The following is a 19,641-nucleotide window of genomic DNA, read 5'->3' as shown; positions in this document are numbered from 1 at the left end:
AACAGGGCTGTGTGAACTCACGCCGGCTATACGTCGAGGAAGCGAACGTCCTTGGCATTGCGGGTGATGAAGCTGCGACGCGCCTCGACGTCCTCGCCCATCAGGACCGAGAACAGTTCGTCGGCAGCAGCCGCGTCATCGAGCGTCACTTGACGAAGCACCCGCACCGCGGGATCCATGGTGGTTTCCCACAGCTCCTTGGCGTTCATCTCACCGAGGCCCTTGTAGCGCTGCACGCCGTCGTCCTTGTTGATCTTCTTTCCGGCGGCGAGCCCTGCTTCGAGCAGACCGTCACGCTCGCGATCGGAGTAGGCGAACTCCGGATCGCTGCGCTGCCACTTGAGCTTGTAGAGCGGCGGCTGCGCGAGATACACGTGCCCGTGCTCCACCAGCGGGCGCATGAAACGGAACAGCAGCGTGAGCAGCAGCGTGGAGATGTGCTGGCCGTCCACGTCGGCGTCGGCCATCAGCACGATCTTGTGGTAGCGCAGCTTGCTGATGTCGAACTCGTCGTGGATGCCCGTACCGAAGGCGGTGATGATCGACTGGACCTCGTTGTTCTTGAGAACCTTGTCGATACGCGCCTTCTCGACGTTGATGATCTTGCCGCGCAGCGGCAGGATCGCCTGGTACATCGAGTCGCGGCCGGACTTCGCCGAGCCGCCCGCGGAGTCACCCTCCACGATGTAGATCTCGGACTTGCTCGGATCCTTGGACCGGCAGTCGGCCAGCTTGCCGGGCAGACCACCCAGGTCGGTGGCTGACTTGCGCCGCACCAGCTCGCGCGCCTTGCGCGCGGCGACGCGGGCCTGCGCCGAGGAGACCGCCTTGTTGACGATGGTCTTCGCGTCGGCCGGGTTCGCCTCGAACCAGTGTGTGAGGTGCTCGTTGCAGGTGCGCTGCACGAACGACTTCACCTCGGTGTTGCCGAGCTTGGTCTTGGTCTGGCCCTCGAACTGCGGCTCGCCGACCTTGACGCTCACGATGGCGGCCAGGCCCTCCCGGATATCGTCACCGGTGAGGTTGCCGTCCTTCTCCTTGATGAGCCTCTTGTCCTTGGCGTACTTGTTGACCACTGTGGTCAACGCCGCGCGGAAGCCCTCTTCGTGCGTACCGCCCTCGTGCGTGTTGATGGTGTTCGCGAAGGTGTGTACCGACTCCGAGTAGCCCGAGTTCCACTGCATCGCGACCTCGAGTTCGTGGCCGGTGCCCTTGCCGGTGAACCCGACGACCGAGTTGTGGATCGGCTGCTTGGTGCGGTTGATGTGGCGGACGAAGTCCTCCAGACCGCCCGGGTAGTGGTAGGTCCGGGTCTTCACTTTGTGCTCGGCGGGCGCGGTGCCCTCCTCGGCGTGCTTGGGCGCCTCGGCGGTTTCGCTGACCACCTCGTCGGTCACATCCGAGTCGCTGACGCGCTCGTCGGTGAGCTTGATGGTCAGTCCCTTGTTCAGGAACGCCATCTCCTGCAGCCTGCGGGCCACCGTCTCGAAGTTGTAGGTGGTGGTCTCGAAGATTTCCGGATCCGCCCAGAAGCGGATGGTGGTGCCGGTCTTCTTGGTCGGCTCACCTTGGATCAACTTGCCGGGGACGGCGTCCTTGTAGGTCTGGCTCCAGTGGTAGCCGTCGTGGTCGATCTCCGCTTCCAAGCGGCTCGACAGCGCGTTGACCACGGAGATACCGACGCCGTGCAGACCACCGGACACCGCGTAGGAATCCGAGTCGAACTTGCCACCCGCGTGCAGCTGGGTCATGACGACTTCGATGGTCGGTATGCCTTGGGCGTGCATCGCCACGGGAATGCCGCGGCCGTCGTCGACCACTTCGACGCCGCCGTCGGCCAGCAGTGTGACCTCGACCTTCGTCGCGTACCCGGCCATCGCCTCATCGACGGAGTTGTCGACGACCTCCCAGATCAGGTGGTGCAGACCACGCTCACCGGTGGAGCCGATGTACATGCCCGGACGCTTGCGAACCGCCTCGAGCCCCTCGAGAACCTTGATGGAGGAGGCACCGTAGTCCTGCTTCCCGGTCGTTCTGGTCGAACCCGATGCGGTGGAGTCTTTGGCAGCCACTGGTCGGTAGCTCTCCTTACTTGCTGATCCCGGCATAGAGCGATCGGACAGCACGCGTCGACCCTGGTCGTTCTCTCGAGAATCAGGGTCCACGCGCGGACTGTGCGGAACGCGCCGAAGGTATCGCCGCTAGTTACGTCACCATCCTACTGGTACACCCAACTTACAACCCACTTCCGACACCCCTCACAGCGCCGTGGATGCGAGAAATCGGAATTCGGCGACTCGGTTCCGCCTCCCGCTGGTTTTGATCCATCAGAAGTGGCCTGAGAGATGCGTCGGCGGGTCACCGCCCCGGATCAGCGCGGGGCGTCGATCCGAGCGATGAACGCGGCGGTGTGACGCGCCAGCTCCGCGGGGTGGGAGATCGGCGACCAGTGCCGCGCCGGGATCTCGACCCGGGTCAAACGCGGCACCCACCGGTCGGCCTCGGCGTTGGCCACGGGCCGCACGGCGCGGTCGCGAGTGGCGACGATCAGCTGGACGGGCACCTCGATCGGACGAGGCCGCGGATGACGCAGGTGAGGCCGGATGTTCGCGCGGTAGAGCTTCAGACCGTTGAGCATATCGGTGCGCAGCGTCGGCGCCGTTTCCACCAGTGCGGGGTCCAGGCCATCGAAGAACGCGAGGAAACGCGGCCAGCGGGCGGAGAGCACCCGCAGCACCGGATCCGGCAACTTGGGGATCTGGAAGGCGACGGTATAGGCCGAGGCCACGGCTTGGGTCAGCGCGCCGCGCAGCCGCGCCGGGGTGAGCGGACCACGCAGATAGGCGCCGAGGAAGTCCAGGTTGGGGCCGGACACCGAGGTGAAGGACGCGATTACCGATGCGGCGTCCGCGGCGGCGACCGCTTCCCATCCGATCACCGATCCCCAGTCGTGCCCGAGGACGTGCACCCGTTCGCCGGGCGCGACCGCGTCGATGACCGCCCGGACATCGGCCGAGAGTTCCTCGATCCGATAGTCCTCGACCGCTGCCGGCGCCGAGCTGCTGCCCACGCCTCGATTGTCGAAGGCGATCACGCGATGGCGGCCGCCGAGCCGGGCCGCTACCCGGCTCCACAGCAGATGCGTATCGGGCCAGCCATGGATCAGCAGAACCGGCACGCCGTCGGGGTTGCCGCATTCGTAGACCGCGAGTTCGACATCACCCCGGCGAACCGTCCGAGTTGCGCTCGCCGGAAACGGACCGACCGCCGTGGTGATCGTCATCGAAAATTCTTTCTGCCCGCACGATTCCGGTCCGGCGTCGCCAGCTGCTCGGTGCGACGTCGAACCGGGGCGTTCCACGTGAAACGCCACTTTCGGAATAAACGTAACACCAAGTATCAGATACTGCTCGCGATGGTCAGCCGTAGGTGTCGCGGGGTCCGCGACCTCTGATATGGCGTTCACCCTTGCGCCAGCTCGGCGCGGTAGGCCCCGAGATCTTCAGCGAGGTCACCACGCCCTGGCCGACCGCGGCATTGATCTTCGCCAGGATCTGGCTCTGCAGCATCCGCAGCTGCGTCGCCCACGCGGTCGACTCGGCGGAGATGCTCAGTACGCCGTCCTTCAGGGTGATCGGTGTGGCGTGCGCGGCGATGTCCTCGCCCACCACTCCCGCCCAGCGGCCGAAGACCATTCCCTCGGCCACCTTGTTCGACCACCCGCGGTTCTTGGCGATGGAGCCGGTCAGCCGGGACAGCGGCTGTGGATCGCGCTCGTCGGGGCCGGCGCCGGACCACCCGGTGCGCCTGCGGGCGCCGGGCCGCAGCCTGCGCTGAGGCGAGGAACGGCCCTGACCGACAGCCTTGCCACTCGCCCGTGCCGCGGCGCGCGCTTCCTCAAGGGCGCGCCGCGCCAGGTCGATGCCACGCAGTTCGGGCTGCGCTCCTGCGGATTCGGCGGGGCCGGGCTCCGCGGGCTGATCGTTCATCGCCCCGCTCCCTCCGCAGTCGGTCGTTTGTCCCCAGTTTCGATCAAGTTGTCCCCAGCCGTTTCCCGAGGTTGCCAGTATCGGGAATGGTGCGCGCCGCACGCCCGGGTAGCCGGGCGAACGATCTGTTCACCGCCCAAATCGCCGGATTACGGACAAGTTCGGTCGCTTGCTCAGCTGTTGCTGAAATGAGTCGCACAGGAGCGGTCACTCCTGACCGGGCGAGTTTTCCACAGGTGTTGGGGAATCGGGCTCAACTGGGGAGAACTCGATCGGTAGCACCGACGACTGGTCACTGTAGTGGACCGGAGCGGCCGATGTGGATGCTGGGATCACCTGTCCACTCCCCCTGTGGATGATTACGGCGCCCGCGACTCCGTCGAACCGGTGACCTGATCACGTTCGCTCTCGATCGTCGGATGCGTGGCCTCGTCGTTCTCCCGTTCACCGCCGAGATCGTCGCTGCCCGACGGGTTCTCCGCGACGATCCGGGAGACGCGGCCGTCGGGACCGCCCGCGGTTTCCACCCGCAGCGGCACGGCGGCGAGTTCGGCCGGCACGTCCTCCGGGACGGCCGCCGTGATCAGCACTTGCTCCGCGCCGGCCGCGACGGCCGCCAGCGCGGCGCGGCGCCGTCGATCGAGTTCGGCGAACACGTCATCGAGCAGCAGTACCGGTTCGGCACCGGTGGCGCGCAGCAGTTCGAACGCGCCCAACCGCAAAGCCAAGGCGAACGACCAGGACTCGCCGTGGCTGGCGAATCCCTTGGCGGGCGAATCCCCCAGCATCAGGTCGAGTTCGTCGCGGTGCGGACCGACCAGGCACACGCCGCGCTCGAGTTCCTTCGGTCGCGCGGCGGCGAGCTCGCGCAGCAGGATCCCCTCCAGCTCCTCCTGATCCTCCGGGCGCGGCGCCCTGGCCGGGTCCAGGAACTCCGGGGGCAGCGCGGCGCTGCGATAGGCGATCGTCGCGGGCCGCGACTCCGGGGCGATCGAAGCATAGGACCGAGCAAGATACGGCGCGAGCTCGTGCACCAAGCGCAGCCGCTGGGCGAGCAGAACGGACGCGTGCGCGGCGAGGTGCCCGTCCCACACGTCGAGGGTGCTCAGATCGGCCTTGGACCGAGCGTGCCGCCCAGCCGTTTTCAGCAGTGCCGAGCGCTGGCGTAACACCCGGTCGTAGTCGCCGCGAACCGCGGCCAATCTGGGGAGGCGGGTTGTGCACAACTCGTCCATGAATCGACGGCGCTCGCCCGGGTCGCCGCGCACCAGCGCCAGATCCTCCGGCGCGAACAACACGGTTTGCAGAATCCCCAGGACCTCCCGCGTCCGGCGGACCGGTGAGCGGTTGATCTGCGCGCGATTGGCGCTGCCCTGGTTCAGCTCCACATCGATGCGGAGCTCGCGGCCGGTGTTGACCACCGTGGCGCCGACCCTGGCCCGCTCGGCCCCGGTGCGGATCAACGGAGCTTCCGAGGCGACGCGATGCGAACCGAGCGTGGCCAGGTAGCCGATCGCTTCCAACAGGTTTGTCTTGCCGTTGCCGTTCGATCCCAAGAAAACGGTTCGACCTGGGGATAATTCGAGTTCCGCATACTCCCATGAGCGGAAGTCACGCAGCGACAGAGTTCGGACGAACATCCGCTATCGCGCCCCTGCCTGGGCCGAAGCGGACATTCCCGCCGATCGGTACATCGTGGCTGCGCTGCGCGGATGCCCTACGGTGCGCCGCAGCCCTGTGGAACACCTGTGGATAAAGTGCGCCCCCAACTGCGCGTAAACCGATTTCTCCGACGTCGCTGGGGAGTTTCCAGCGGCATCACCGTTCACCCGCGCTGGACCACGCGGCGCGGATCCATAGGGAACCAGGTCATGCACAGGCGATCAGCCCGGCAGCCGGACCGGCATCAGCAGATAGATGTACGGGCTCGACAACGCCGCGAACGTTCCGGAGTCGAGCACCTCGGGTTCTACGTCGGAGGCGGGCAGCAGCACCGCGGGCCTGCTCGGCGTGGTGAAGCCGAAGGTGACACGGTCGGAGTGCAGGGCGGACAAGCCGTCGATGAGATAGCCGGGGTTGAACGCGATGGTGAGCGATTCACCGCGGAAATCGGCCTCCAGCCACTCCTCGGCCCGGCCCGCGTCGTCACCGCCCGCGGACAGCAGCAGGCCGTCGGCGGAGAACTCCAGCCGCACCTGGGCGCCGCGTTCGGCGACCAGCGCGACGCGCTTGATCGCTTCGGTCAGCGCGGCGACGGCGAGGGTGGCGATGGAGGTGTGCTCCTTGGGGAGCAACTGGCGGAACTTGGGGAATTCCGCGTCGAGCAGGCGGGTGGTGGTCCGGCGGCCCGCGTTCACGATGCCGAGCAGGCCGTCCGCCCCCGCACCGGTGCCCAGGGACAGCTGAACGGGCGCGTCGGAGGGCCCGAGCGTCTTGGCGGCCTCCGAGAGCGTCCTGGCCGGGATGAGCACCGAAGTCTCGATGTCGGCGCGCGCGGGCTGCCATTCGATGTGCCGGACGGCGAGGCGGAACCGGTCGGTCGCCGCGAGAACGACCTTGGATCCCTCGATCTCCACGCGGATACCGGTCAGCATCGGCAGGGTGTCGTCGCGGCCTGCGGCGACGGCGACCTGCCCGACGGCCTCGGAGAAGACATCCACACTCAGTTCACCGGTCTGCTGGGGCACCTCGGGCAACTGGGGATAGTCCTCGACGGGCATGGTCGGCAGCGAGAACTTCGCGCTGCCACAGGTGATCAGCACACGGGTGCCGTCCACTGAGACGTCGACCGGCTTGTTGGACAGCGCCTTGGTGATGTCGGCCAGCAGACGACCGGAGACGAGTACCTGGCCCGGGCCTGCGACCTCGGCCGCGACCCGCACCTGCGCGGAGACCTCGTAGTCGAAACCCGAGACGGTCAGGCCGTCCTCGTCGGCGACCAGCAGCACGCCGCCGAGCACCGGAACCGGAGGCCGGGACGGCAGGCTGCGCGCCACCCAGGCGACGGACTCGGCGAAATCCTCGCGGGCGACCCGAAACTTCATGCTTGCAAGCTCCATCGCCCGATCTGTCCTCTCCCGGTTCCGTGATCTGTTGTCGGCTCGTCAGTGTCGGTGCTCGAAAGGGTCCTGCCGAATCGGCCGCCTTCGCAGTCTGGCACAGGCGACAGACATCAAACCGTACCCGCGTGAGCGACGTGCACCTAGCCCGACCCTCCGGCGCCACGGATAGGCGAGTCCCGAGCGCGGACGAGCGGGCGGAGCAAGGGGACCGAGTCGGGGCATACCGCGGGCACGGACGACGGATGCCGATCCGGCTTCGGCTCTCGTGGATCCCCTGTCGTCCTTGCCCGGAAACCGGGACCGCCGGCGAAGGTGCGGCGTCCGACCGACTTTCCACACACCCTGTTTTGAAGAGAGATCTCTAATGAGAAGAACTGAAGTAGTAGTAGGCGCTGTGGATTCTGTGGACTGCGCCCGAATCCGCTGCTCAGGGTGCATGGTGCCGTGGGGATGGCCATGGAGTGTCTCGAGGATGAACGGGAGGGGTCTGTGGAGGTTCCGCAGTTGTCCCAGATTCATCCTCGAGTGGTCCTCGAGTTGTTCCACCGGATTCACCCGGTTGTTCACACATGTGCACGAAATCGTGGACAGCTCGAGGAATCCTCGAGGACTCCACACGGACTCCTCGAGGATTCCACAAGGCCCGATCCGGACAGGTCCCAGGTCAGCGCCTGTGCGCAAACCTGCCTGGGGAAACTGTGGAATTCGGCCTGTGAGGGAACTCGAGGAGGCGATCACCGCGCCCTGTTAGCGAATCGGTGGACAAACCAGTGGATTCCTCGAGGACTCCACAAGGATTCCTCGAGGAATCCACAACCCACAAAAAAGCACCGCCCCAGGTCAGGGGCGGTGCTCGGGTGTGGATACCGCTCAGCGAGAGCGCTGCTTGATCCGGGCTGTGAGTTCCTGCACCTGGTCGTAGACGCGGCGCCGCTCGGTCATCTCCTTGCGTACCTTTTTCTCCGCGTACATCACCGTGGTGTGGTCGCGGCCGAACGCCTGGCCGATCTTGGGCAAAGACAGGTCGGTCAGCTCGCGGCACAGATACATGGCGATCTGCCTGGCTTGGGCCAGCGGACGAGCCTTACCGGGACCGGTGAGCTCTTCCAACGTGGTGTTGAAGTACTCCGCCGTGACGGCCATGATCGTGGCCGCGTTGATCTCCAGCGCCGCGGTGTCCGGCATCAGGTCGCGCAGCACCACTTCGGCCAGCGGAAGATCCAATGGCTGGCCGTTCAACGAGGCGAACGCGGTCACCCGGATCAGCGCGCCCTCCAGCTCGCGAATGTTGCGCTCCACCCGGCTGGCGATCAGCTCCAGCACGTCGTGCGGCACATCGAGCCGGTCCATGCGCGCCTTCTTGCGCAGGATGGCGATGCGCGTCTCCAGCTCCGGCGGCTGCACATCGGTGATCAGTCCCCATTCGAATCGCGTCCGCAGTCGCTCTTCCAGCGTGGCCAGCTGCTTGGGGGGACGATCCGAGGAGACGACGATCTGTTTGTTCGCGTTGTGCAGCGTGTTGAAGGTGTGGAAGAACTCCTCTTGGATGCCTTCCTTGCCCTCGATGAACTGGATGTCGTCGACCAGCAGGATGTCGGTCTCGCGGTAACGGCGCTTGAAGGCGACCTTGCGGTCGTCGCGCAGGCTGTTGATGAAGTCGTTGGTGAACTCTTCGGTCGACACGTACTTGACCCGCATACCCGGGAAGAGACGCTGCGCGTAATGGCCCGCCGCGTGCAGCAGGTGCGTCTTGCCCAATCCTGAGGCGCCCCAGACGAACAACGGGTTGTAGGCGCGGGCGGGGGCTTCGGCGATGGCCACGGCCGCCGCATGCGCGAAGCGGTTGGACGCGCCGATGACGAAGGTTTCGAAGGTGTACTTCGCGTTCAGGCTGGCCGAGGACGTCGACGGAGCGGGCGATTCCTGCGACTTGGCGAAGTAGGTGGGCCACGAGTTGCGGACGTTCACCACGGGCTCGTCGTCATGATCGCCGCGCGGACGTTCAGCGACCGGCTCACGTACCGGATCATGCGCCGGTCCCGAGTCGTCGTCGGTGGTCTCGCGCAGCGGCGCACGGAGCGGGCCGCGTGCACTGCCCGGCGACGGTTCGGGGTTGAACAGCGACTCCTGCCCCGGCGGGATGCCAGGCTCCCGGCGCGGCGGAAGTCCGGGTTCGCGGCGCGGTGCGGCGTCCGGCCCGGACACCATGGGCAGCTCGGCCGTCGTGGAGTACTCACCGTGCTGTGGATAGTCGGTATGGGCGTACTCCGGCTGGCGGTACTCCTCCTGCGGGGCGAAGTCCTGCCCGTAGTCGGCGCCGGCGTAGTCGGAGCTGTCGTTGTAAGGAGAAGCTGCGGGATAGTCGGCGGCGGGTTGTGCATAACGCGGCCCCGGGTACGCGTCGCGGCCGGGGAATTCCGAACCGGGGTACGAGGCCGGAGGCCGGCCTTCTCGTGGGCGCTCGGGCCTGCTCGTCATCCGCGCGTGCCGTGGGGTGTTGCTCTGGCGGTCGACGGTCGGGGTGGTAGGGGCGGCGATGCGGACGCCGAGTCCTTCCACCTGGGGGCCGAGCCTGCGGCCGAGGGAACGGAGGATGGGCTCGCGCAGATCGCGTTCGATGGCCTCCTGGGCCAGCGACGAGGGCACGGAGAGCAGGGCGAACCCCTGTGCGACCGTCAGCGGCTTGACCAGTTTCAGCCAGGCCTGCTGCGCCCGGGTGACCGGAGGGATGGCGCCGTCCGGCGATCCGGTGGTCAGCTCGCTCACAACCTCGGGCCATACCGTGGCCAGCACGTTCTGCTCGTCGTCCATGCAGTTTCCTCCCCGGAGTAGGTCGATAGGAGCAGACGGCCGGGGCACGCGTGGAATGTGATGCTCGGGGGTGGTCCCGTGATCCTGCGTACGTCCGTAACCGGTTCGGACGCTGTCCGGGTCCCCCATCAGGACAGCGGCGTGGGCACCGTCGGCCCTACGAATATGCCACTCCAGGGGTCTTTCCACACAATTATCCACAGATGTGGAGAACCCTGGGGAGCTGTGAAACGCGCGCATGCGCGGAAAGGGCAACGCTGCGACCTGCGGTTCTACAGCAATCGCCTGGCTACGTACCTTGGTGGCCAAGCCTACGCGATGGCTAGGGGTGTGGACGAACTCACGGTGACGGCCGCAACGCCCGACTCCGGACGACCGATTCCGCCTGGTCGCCGGGGCCGGGGAAACAGGGGGTCGAGTTTGACCCGTCCCGGACCGATCAGTACCCTCGTACAGTCACCCCTTGGTGCGGTGGCGGTCTTGTGCTGACCGCGTTTAGGTCGTGATCGACCGACTGTGCGCCAGGACCGACGCGCGCCGATGATGACCAGACCTGCGATTCATTCGCGCAATATACGTATCACCGACAAGCTTCGGGCACCACCTGGTGCCCGCCTACTCGAGGAGTGTTGACCGTGGCCAAGGGCAAGCGGACGTTCCAGCCGAACAACCGTCGTCGGGCGCGGGTTCACGGCTTCCGCCTCCGGATGCGCACCCGTGCGGGTCGCGCCATCGTCTCGGCGCGTCGCCGTAAGGGCCGCGCCTCCCTCACTGCCTGATCCTCGCTCTCGGACGCTCGGGTGTTGCCTGAGCCGTATCGGTTGCATCATCGTGCCGACTTCTCCCGGACGGTGCGCCGTGGCCAGCGAATCGGGAGGCGTGATCTGGTCGTGCATGCGCTCGCACACGGGTATGACGGAGGTGTGGGCGCGAATGGACGACATGATCAGGTCCCGGACGACCTGCTGGTCCGCGTAGGCGGGCCGCGGTTCGGGTTGATCGTCAGCAAGGCGGTGGGCAACGCGGTGATTCGACATCGCGTTGCCCGCCGCCTGCGTCATATGTGCGCCCAGGTGGTGGACGAACTGCCGCCGGGGACCGATGTCGTGATCCGTGCGCTTCCGGGCGCCGCGACGGCTTCGTCGGAGGACCTGCTGCGCCAGGTACGCACCGCGCTGCGCAAGCTCGGCCTCACCGCCGAGACGGGCGTGTCGACGGGTGGCCGGGCATGAGCCTTTGGGCGAAGATCGCCAGACTGCCCGTGAACGTGCTGATCTTTTCGATCGAGCTGTATCGGACCTACGTCTCCCCCACCCGCATGCCGGTGTGCCGTTTCACCCCGACCTGTAGCGAGTACGCGGTTACCGCACTGCGCACTCGGGGCCTGTTCATCGGGCTCGGACTGACGGTCGTGCGTTTGGCCAAATGCGCGCCCTGGCACCCTGGTGGGTGGGACCCCGTCCCGGAGCCGAAGCGGAGCACATCCCGCGCCGAGCCTGCGGACGGGTCAGCGACCGACGCGGCGACGCAGGAACCGAGCCTGCCCGCCGAACCGCGGTCGGAGCCGAACGCTTGTAAAGGATCGCCGCACGCGGTGATCGGCGACACGAACGACGGGAGTGCATAGAGCCGTGCTCGACTTCATTTATTACCCGGTGTCCTGGATCCTCTGGTTCTGGCATCGGGTCTTCGGGTTCGCGTTCGGCGCGGACAACGGTCTCACCTGGGCGCTGGCCGTGGTGTTCCTGGTGTTCACCTTGCGCCTGGTGCTCTACAAGCCGTTCGTCAAGCAGGTGCGCACCACCAAGCAGATGCAGGAACTGCAGCCGCAGATCAAGGAGCTGCAGAAGAAATACAAGAACGATCGCCAGAAGATGGCGGTCGAGATGCAGAAGCTGCAGAAGGACAACGGCTTCAACCCGCTGATGGGTTGCCTGCCGATCCTCGCTCAGGTCCCGGTGTTCCTCGGACTCTTCCATGTGCTTCGCTCGTTCAACCGGACCGGCCACGGCCTCGGTCAGCTCGCGATGACGCCGGAGCAGAACGCGAACACCGCGAACTACGTCTTCAGTGCGGCCGATGTCCAGTCCTTCCTGAGCGCCCGTATCTTCGGCGCGCCGATCTCGGCGTTCATCACCACACCCGTCAACGAACTGCAGGCGTTCGCCAGCTACGGCGGCGTACCGAGCAAGCTGAGCATCGCGCTCGTCGCAATTCCCCTGATGGTCATCGCGGGTCTGGCGACCCACTTCAACGCCCGCGCGTCGGTGGCGCGGCAAACGCCGGAAGCCGCGGCCAACCCGCAGGCCGCGATGATGAACAAGCTCGCGCTGTGGGTGTTCCCCCTCGGCGTGCTCGTCGGTGGGCCGTTCCTGCCCATCGCCATCCTGCTGTACTGGGTCTCCAACAACATCTGGACCTACGGGCAGCAGCACCTCGTGTTCGGTCGCATGGCGAAAGAAGAAGAAGCCAAGAAGCAGGCGAAGCTGGAGCAGCGCGCGCAGAACGCTCCGAAGCCCGGCGCCAAACCGGTCAACGTGAAGAAGAAGCCGGCATCCGCCACCGCGGCCGACTCCGGGTCGGACGAGGACACTGCTGTCGCATCGACGAATGGCACCGCGAAGCCGTCGAAGCAGGCCGCGGGCCAACGCCGACCGGCCGGCCAGAAGCGGCCGGGCAACCGGGGTAGGGCGAATCAGAAGCGCAAGCGCTGACGACCGATCGGTGGGCTGATCCGCTCACCTCGACCGCTGAGCAACCCTTGATCGCGAATACCGCCCGGCGGCGATTGCCCGGCGCGCGCGATGAGCAGATGAAGGAAATCAAATGACTGTTGAGACCGACGGAGGGGATGCCACCGTGGCGACGACGATGGCGAACGCCGAGGCGGAAACCGGCGATGTCGTGACCGATGCCGAGGAAGCGCTCATCGAGGAAGGCGAGATCGCCGGCGACTACCTCGAGCAGCTGCTCGACGTACTGGACTTCGACGGCGACATCGATCTCGACGTGGAAGGCGACCGTGCGGTGGTGAGCATCGACGGCGGACGTGATCTGACGAAGCTCGTCGGACGCAACGGCGAGGTGCTCGACGCCTTGCAGGAGCTGACTCGTCTGGCAGTCCAGCAGGCGACCGGCGTGCGCAGCCGACTGATGCTGGACGTAGCAGGGTGGCGGGCCAAACGACGGTCCGAACTGAGCGAGCTCGGAGCGGCGGCGGCACAGCGAGTGCTGGACTCCGGCGAGCCGGAGTCGCTCGCGCCCATGACGCCATTCGAGCGCAAGATCGTGCACGACGCGGTGGCCGCTGTGGAGGGTGTCAGCAGCGAGAGTGAAGGCGTGGAACCGAACCGGCACGTGGTGGTCGTTCCCGGCTGACGTACGACATCCCCGAGCGGGCGGCATGTTTCGCGGCCCGGACGGGTAGTGGTTGGATAGGGCCTCTGGTCTTCGGATCGGGGGCCTTGTTCGTGTCCGGAGCCCGATTGCTCGCTCGTAGATCGACCCGAGTTCGGAAGGATGTTTCACGTGGAACGAGATCTCGGTGGAGCCGCCGCGGTACCCGCGGAGCTGGAGCCACCCGCGTCGGCGGCCACCGTCTTCGGCGACCGACTCGATCTCGCGCGTCGATATTGCACGGCGCTCGCAACCGCGGGTGTGGAGCGCGGCTTGATCGGCCCACGCGAGGTGCCCCGCCTCTGGGATCGCCACATCCTCAACTGTGCAGTCCTCGGAGAGTTGATCGCTGAGGGAGCCTCCGTGGTCGACATCGGCAGCGGCGCCGGCTTGCCCGGGATCCCGCTTGCGATCGCGCGGCCGGACCTGCGGATCACACTGGTCGAACCATTGCTGCGCCGAACCGTGTTTCTGAGCGAGTTCATCGAATCGGTGGACTTGGATGTAACCGTGGTGCGAGGACGGGCCGAGCAGTCCGGTGTGATGAAAGAAGCCGGTGGCGCGGACGTTGTCACCTCTCGCGCGGTAGCTCCGCTCGGCAAACTCGCTCAGTGGTCACTCCCCCTCCTACGCGACCACGGGCACATGCTCGCACTCAAGGGTTCCAGCGCAGCAGAAGAACTGGAACGCGATGGCGCCGCGCTGGCGAAAGCCGGAGCCGGCAATGCGGTCGTGCTGCAATGCGGTGTCGGCCTGGTGGCCACGCCGACCATGGTGATCAGCGCCGAGCGGCTCCCCCGCGCCGAGCGCAGTTCCCTGCGACGGGCCGAACGAGCGGTCGAACGCGAAGGTAAGGCAGGGCGGACGGTGGCGAAGGAGCGCGGGCGCAAGCGTGCGGCGCGCAAGGCCAAGTAGAAGCTTCGATGCCGAAGACTCCATACCCGACCTTAGGACATGGGCACGTTTCGTCACTCTGACGAAACGATGAAAGCCGAACACAGGCAAGCGGATATGTTCGCTACCCGGAATCTCACCGCGATCGCTATCGGCCGCGCGAAAACTTAAGCCAGGCGTTCCGAGCCGCGCGGTTGTGGATCCGTATCAGGCGCGCCCAGCATTCGCGCGTTGTCCGCGTCGAGTTCGACGCGGCGGATATCCGCAGGGGCTGTCGCTCTTCGACCTCGAACGTCAGTGCCTCGCGCCCGTCGGGCGCGTTGCTGGCAAACGGACACCAGCCCGTTCACCCCCGAGGGAGGTGACAACAGGATCGCGTCTGGCGGCGCCCGACTCCCGAGTATCCATTCGAGGCAGTGGCGAGGTCGCTTCACTGGTTGGCGACGTCAAGTCGATGGGCTACCGCCTCCGTATGTTTCACGTGAATCCGAGCCAGAACACTGCGGTTTGCGACCAGGGCGCTTGACCCTCCCGATGTTTCACGTGAATCAGAGTCGGCTTCTTGTCGGGCCACGACGTGTCATCGTTGTAGCCAGCGCTCGCGGCCGGGTGGGGTCGGAAGGACCATCTTCGGCGGGAGGGTCGGGCACGGGACGTGCCGGTGCGATCATCCACCGCGCGATGGTTGACGGAGTCTCTACATCTCTGGGATCGCGGTGCGGCGAACGCTTGCCGCTCGTAAGAGCGCTGTGCGAACGAGCTTTCGGCGCCGACTTCCAGACGGGCGTTAGCCGAGCGTGACTGCGTGTGCCTCGCGGCGCGGCGGGGCCAAGCCAGTCCCTTGAGTATTTGGATAGCGCGCTCGCGTCACGCCGGGTTGCGGAGCAGAAACGTTCGAGTGTTCTACGCCCCCCGGGCCATTCCCATCGCGCCCCCGACTTGGTTCGCGCCAACGACGGACATGCGGAGCGGCGAGGTGAGTGCGCACAGGCGAAGGTGAGTGCGCGCGAAGTGGATGTGTGCGGCGGCGCGGATAGAGGAGTGCGCGAATAGCGACAGCGGGGCGCATTCTCGAGGGGCGCAGATTGGTGAACCGCGCAGAAGTCTGAAGCGCGCAAGGTGCGGCGCACCGGCGAAGAGGGAGCAAGGTGCGCCACGCAGTTGATGTGTACAGAACGACGGAGGGCACACACGAAGGAGAAGGCACGGAAGGGTGGAGCCGCGGACGTGGTGGGCACGAGAGCCGAGGGTACGCACGAACTGAGTGCGCGAAAGGGCGGAGAGCGCGGAAGGGCAGAAGGGCGGACGAGCATGAGAACCGAGGACGCGGACGAGCGGTGGGCATGAAGAGCCGGGAGTGCGCGAGAACTGAGCGCGCGGAGGTGTGGGCATGAAGAAGAGTCGGGGGTGCGCGAGAACTGAGCGCGCGGAGGTGGGCATGAAGAGTCGGGCGTGAGAGCTGAGCGCACGGACGAGCGTTGGACACGGAGGAGCCGAGCGCCCGGACGAGCGACGGCACGGAAGATCGGAGGGCACGGACGAGCGGGAGAGCGCGAGAACTGAGCGCGCGGACGAGCGGAGGGCGAGGAAGAACTGAGCGCGCGGGGTAGGGCGGAGGGCGCGCAGGCCCGAACCGACCACGTCCTCGCGCACGTAGATGCCGCCGAGACCGACCGGGCCCGCCTTGCGCAGCACGTGCACCGGGAAATGCTTCTGCTCGTCCCATTCCAGCGTGTTCGGGGCGAGGAATTCGTCGGCGAAGGGAAGGGCGGGAGAACGCGAGAAGTGAGCGCACGGATGAGCGGTGGGCACGAAGAGCCGCGGGTCGCGCGAGAAGTGAGCGTGCGGATGAGCGGTGGGCACGAAGAGCCGCGGGTCGCGCAAGAAGTTAGCGTGCGGATGAGCGGTGGAGGCGGGCGGACGGGGAAGAGCGCAGGGCACGGAAGGGCGGAGCGCACGGAAGGGCGCAGGGCACGGAAGGGCGCAGGGCACGGAAGGTGGAGCGCGCGGAAGGTGGAGCGCGCGGAAAGGGCGGGCGAGCACGAGAACCGAGAGCGCGCACGAGCGGAGCTCGCAGGATGCGAAGAGCGCGCACGAGTGAAGGGCGCGCACGAATGAAAGGCGCGAAAGGCGGAGGGCGCGAAAGGGCGGAGGGGCGGTGAATTTGGAGGGGCAGCGATGGCCGGGCAGTGGGGTGGGTATCCAACACGGGCATGATGCGGCTGTGCCCGCGATAAGTAGGTCTTCGGAATGGGCAGCTGGTTGGGCCCGAGGTGGTTCCCCCTCCCCTGAGCAAACGCCCACACTGGAGAAGTGGCTGTGTGCGGGTGGCGCGACCAGTGCACCTCGGGAGCAGTGGGCCGTCCGCAAGTGCTTGGATATTGCGGTACACGATGATTCACGTGAAACATCGGTGCGGTGATGAACAGACGGCGGAAGCGAGTGGCTGATACTTCCCTTCAGCTCGGGTCGCCAACGGCCGATCTCCCATTGGCGATGCGGCTGCGTATGCTCCAGCGTTCCCGGCGGAGATCTTCTCCGCTTCTGTCACACTCGATCGCTTCCGCATCCCACAGCGGAATGCCGATGGCTCAGTGCGGCGCTCAGTGGAACACTCGACCGTCCTGCTCAGCAGCCCTGGCATGACGCAAGCACGCTTCAGGCACCCGACGCCGGTCCACTCCCAGACATAGTGGAATCCCCTGTCCGTGATCGCCATCGGCCGCTGCAACGTCCATCACTTCGTCGTCCGCCAGCTGCGTGACCAGGTGCGCCCATCCGAAGGAACGAGCATGCATCCGCTGGACGGAGAACGCTCGTCGAGGTGGCCGAAAGCAGGCCCCAAACTGTCGCTGCGACCCAGCTGTCGGTCTTCGATGCTCAGTCCGCCACATCAGGTCGAACCTCCCGTCCCTGGTTCGCGGCCAATGTTTCATGTGAAACAGCGCGCGTTGCGGAGTGAATTCGTGCGGATTTGCGTGTCGCTTTGCGCCTCGCCGCGATTCAGCTTTCTTAAACCGCTCAGTGCTGGCAAGCTAGTGTCCGTCGGGCGTGAGCGTAGGTGCCACGGAGGGATCTGGTTGTCACAGCGGCGAGGAGCTCCGCTCGGTCGATCGGGCGCCGCGGACCCGGTTGTGCATCGTGTTCGATCCGACAAAGGCTGTTGCTGGCACGGCGCCGATCCGTCCTATCGCGCGTACGTGTTCTGAAGTTTCTCGGGTTAGGAGCTGTCTATGTCGAGCGGTCCGGCGAATGTTTCACGGGAAACAACGTCGCGCGTGCCGGGGATGCTGGACTCCAGCAATTTCGACGCGGAGGCATTCGGAAATACGCCGTTCGGGCACATCTCCCCCAGTGAGACCCCGATCGCTGCCGAAGCGCAACGTGCAAGTCAGGTCCTCCATCCAGGAAAGGTGACTGTGCCGAAACCGCACGAGCAACGCATCATCACGATCGCCAATCAGAAGGGCGGGGTCGGGAAGACGACCACCACCGTGAATCTGGCGGCTGCCCTGGCGCATCAGGGGATGACGGTTCTCGTGATCGATCTCGACCCACAGGGCAACGCCAGCACCGCCCTGGGTATCGAGCACCATTCGGGCGTCCCCTCTAGCTACGAGTTGCTCATCGGCGAGGTCTCGGTGCGGGACGCGATCCAGACGAGCCCGCACAGCGAGCGTCTCCTGTGCATCCCCGCGACCATCGATCTGGCGGGCGCCGAGATCGAACTCGTGTCGATGGTGGCCAGGGAGGGTCGGCTGAAAGCCGCGATCCAAGAGGCGAACATCGCCGGATACGACATCGATTACGTGATGATCGACTGCCCGCCTTCCTTGGGTCTGCTGACGGTGAACGCGCTCGTCGCGGCGAAGGAGGTGCTGATCCCGATCCAGTGCGAGTACTACGCGCTGGAGGGCGTCGGTCAGTTGCTCCGCAATATCGGACTGGTACAGGCGCACCTGAATCCGGAACTCCACGTCTCGACCGTGATCCTCACGATGTACGACGGCCGCACCAAGTTGGCCGACCAGGTCGCCGAGGAGGTCCGCGGGCACTTCGGCGATGTCGTGCTGCGGTCGGTGATCCCACGCAGTGTGAAGGTGTCGGAGGCGCCGGGTTACGGCATGACCGTGCTCGATTATGATCCAGGCTCCCGGGGCGCGATGAGCTACCTGGATGCCGGACGCGAGATGGCGGCCCGCGCGGTCCCGCGCGTCGCCGCGACGAAGTCGGCGGAGTGACTCGGCGGGCCGGGTCGGCACCCGGCACAGTCCGGTTTGGTGGCGGAACGAGGAAGGGGTCGGTAGACCGATGAGTCAGGCGAAGAAGGGTGGGCTCGGGCGCGGTCTCGCCGCGCTGATTCCGACGACACCGACGGCCGCTCCAGGCCTCAGCAGCGCTGCTGCGAGTGTCATCGGTCTGGATCCGGTCGGGCCGCAGCCCCCTTCCACCTATCTGCATCGGGTACCGGATCCGGACGACAACGCCGAACTCGAGGCCGGCGGAGCCAGCTACCGGGAGATCCCGCCGGACCAGATCGAGCCGAATCCGAAGCAGCCGCGCACGGTCTTCGAAGAAGACGCCCTAGCCGAGCTGGTGCATTCGATCCGCGAATTCGGTCTGATGCAGCCGATCGTGGTGCGCCGGACCGAGCCGGGCGTGGACCGCTATCAGCTGGTCATGGGCGAGCGGCGCTGGCGAGCGTGCCAGGAAGCGGGCCTGGCCGCCATTCCCGCGATCGTCCGGGAGACCGCGGACGAGTCGATGTTGCGCGACGCCCTGCTGGAGAACATCCACCGGGTGCAGCTGAACCCGCTCGAAGAGGCGGCGGCCTACCAGCAGCTGCTGGAGGAATTCGACGTCACCCACGAGGAATTGGCCTCGCGAATCGGCCGCTCTCGACCGGTTGTGACGAATATGATCCGTCTACTGAAGTTGCCGATCCCGGTGCAGCGCCGGGTCGCGGCGGGCGTACTGTCCGCCGGGCACGCGCGAGCACTGCTCGGTCTCGAAGCGGGTGCGGACGCTCAAGAGGTGCTCGCCGCCCGAATCGTCGCCGAGGGACTCTCGGTCCGGGCCACCGAGGAAGCCGTCATGCTGGCGAACCGAGAGCAGGACGCGGCCGCGCCCTCTCCCGTCGTCCGTCGCAAGCCGATCGAGATGCCGGGCCTACAAGCCGTGGCTGATCGGCTGTCCGGCTCCTTCGACACCCGGGTCCTCGTGAGTATGGGCAAGCGCAAAGGCAAGATCGTCGTCGAATTCGGGTCGGTCGAAGACCTCGAAAGGATCGTCGCCCTGATGGAGCAGAGCGCGCCCCAGGTGTGACAGAAGTGACGAAATTAAACTTGTGGTTTCGATAGGTGCGAGTTCCCGGCCGAAACGTCACTGTGACGGCGGGGTTTCGCGCGGTCGTGGAGCGCGGGTCGCTCCCGGCGAAGCAACACAAGTTCTTTTGACCAACAGCACAGCGACATGGAATGAGGCGGGTT

Annotated in this window: 14 protein-coding genes and 1 pseudogene; 8 read left to right on the top strand and 7 right to left on the bottom strand. The window is 66.3% G+C overall.

Features of this window, described 5'->3' with window-relative positions; genetic code table 11:
- Nucleotides 1-26: 26 nt before the first annotated feature.
- The 6 genes from gyrB to dnaA form a co-directional block, all read right to left on the bottom strand.
- Nucleotides 27-2,072 (bottom strand): DNA topoisomerase (ATP-hydrolyzing) subunit B, encoded by a 2,046-nt coding sequence (gene gyrB, locus NG1_RS00665; RefSeq protein WP_062966894.1) that lies wholly within the window; start codon nt 2,070-2,072, stop codon nt 27-29.
- Between the two features lie 299 nt (nt 2,073-2,371).
- Entirely contained in the window at nt 2,372-3,283 is a 912-nt protein-coding gene (locus NG1_RS00660) for an alpha/beta fold hydrolase (protein WP_062966892.1), read from the bottom strand.
- A 136-nt stretch (nt 3,284-3,419) separates the two neighbouring features.
- A complete protein-coding gene (locus NG1_RS00655) occupies nt 3,420-3,989 on the bottom strand; it encodes a DUF721 family protein (RefSeq protein WP_062966890.1) in 570 nt (189 codons plus the stop codon).
- Between the two features lie 359 nt (nt 3,990-4,348).
- The gene (recF, locus tag NG1_RS00650; protein ID WP_084498601.1) at nt 4,349-5,629 is read right to left on the bottom strand and encodes a DNA replication/repair protein RecF; all 1,281 of its coding nucleotides are present in this window, start codon (nt 5,627-5,629) and stop codon (nt 4,349-4,351) included.
- 243 nt (nt 5,630-5,872) lie between these two features.
- The gene (dnaN, locus tag NG1_RS00645) at nt 5,873-7,048 is read right to left on the bottom strand and encodes a DNA polymerase III subunit beta (RefSeq protein WP_062966888.1); all 1,176 of its coding nucleotides are present in this window, start codon (nt 7,046-7,048) and stop codon (nt 5,873-5,875) included.
- An 873-nt stretch (nt 7,049-7,921) separates the two neighbouring features.
- Entirely contained in the window at nt 7,922-9,862 is a 1,941-nt protein-coding gene (gene dnaA / locus NG1_RS00640) for a chromosomal replication initiator protein DnaA (RefSeq protein WP_062966886.1), read from the bottom strand.
- 635 nt (nt 9,863-10,497) lie between these two features.
- Here dnaA and rpmH point away from each other — a divergent pair.
- The 6 genes from rpmH to rsmG all read left to right on the top strand — a co-directional run bounded on the left by rpmH (nt 10,498) and on the right by rsmG (nt 14,173).
- On the top strand, nt 10,498-10,641 hold the full coding sequence (gene rpmH, locus NG1_RS35065) for a 50S ribosomal protein L34 (protein ID WP_006550910.1): 144 nt from the start codon (nt 10,498-10,500) through the stop codon (nt 10,639-10,641).
- A 21-nt stretch (nt 10,642-10,662) separates the two neighbouring features.
- Complete coding sequence (rnpA, locus tag NG1_RS00635; RefSeq protein WP_062966884.1) at nt 10,663-11,094, top strand: ribonuclease P protein component; 432 nt, start codon at nt 10,663-10,665, stop codon at nt 11,092-11,094.
- A complete protein-coding gene (gene yidD, locus NG1_RS00630; RefSeq protein ID WP_062966882.1) occupies nt 11,091-11,489 on the top strand; it encodes a membrane protein insertion efficiency factor YidD in 399 nt (132 codons plus the stop codon). The genes rnpA and yidD overlap by 4 nt, the downstream gene beginning before the upstream one ends.
- A 4-nt stretch (nt 11,490-11,493) precedes the next feature.
- Nucleotides 11,494-12,576, top strand: a complete 1,083-nt coding sequence (gene yidC, locus NG1_RS00625) for a membrane protein insertase YidC (RefSeq protein ID WP_062966880.1) — start codon at nt 11,494-11,496, stop codon at nt 12,574-12,576.
- Between the two features lie 157 nt (nt 12,577-12,733).
- Complete coding sequence (locus tag NG1_RS00620; RefSeq protein ID WP_062966878.1) at nt 12,734-13,240, top strand: Jag family protein; 507 nt, start codon at nt 12,734-12,736, stop codon at nt 13,238-13,240.
- Between the two features lie 141 nt (nt 13,241-13,381).
- On the top strand, nt 13,382-14,173 hold the full coding sequence (gene rsmG, locus NG1_RS00615; protein ID WP_084498600.1) for a 16S rRNA (guanine(527)-N(7))-methyltransferase RsmG: 792 nt from the start codon (nt 13,382-13,384) through the stop codon (nt 14,171-14,173).
- Between the two features lie 1,593 nt (nt 14,174-15,766).
- Here the strand turns inward: rsmG and NG1_RS35060 are convergent.
- A pseudogene (locus tag NG1_RS35060) lies at nt 15,767-15,964 on the bottom strand (acyl-CoA dehydrogenase family protein); the annotation flags it as partial.
- Between the two features lie 1,475 nt (nt 15,965-17,439).
- Between NG1_RS35060 and NG1_RS00610 the strand changes: the two are divergent.
- Nucleotides 17,440-18,393 carry a ParA family protein gene (locus NG1_RS00610; protein WP_040871376.1) on the top strand — a complete coding sequence of 318 codons (954 nt, stop codon included), beginning with the start codon at nt 17,440-17,442 and terminating at the stop codon, nt 18,391-18,393.
- Nucleotides 18,394-18,463: 70 nt separating this feature from the next.
- Nucleotides 18,464-19,477: a ParB/RepB/Spo0J family partition protein gene (locus tag NG1_RS00605; protein ID WP_062966876.1), complete on the top strand. Its 1,014-nt coding sequence runs from the start codon at nt 18,464-18,466 to the stop codon at nt 19,475-19,477.
- Nucleotides 19,478-19,641: the final 164 nt, after the last annotated feature.

Source organism: Nocardia gamkensis NBRC 108242, from assembly GCF_001612985.1.
In the GTDB taxonomy this organism is placed as follows: Bacteria; Actinomycetota; Actinomycetes; order Mycobacteriales; family Mycobacteriaceae; genus Nocardia; species Nocardia gamkensis.
The sequence above is the reverse complement of the archived record's forward strand: the minus strand, read 5'-3'. Positions and strand labels throughout refer to the sequence as shown.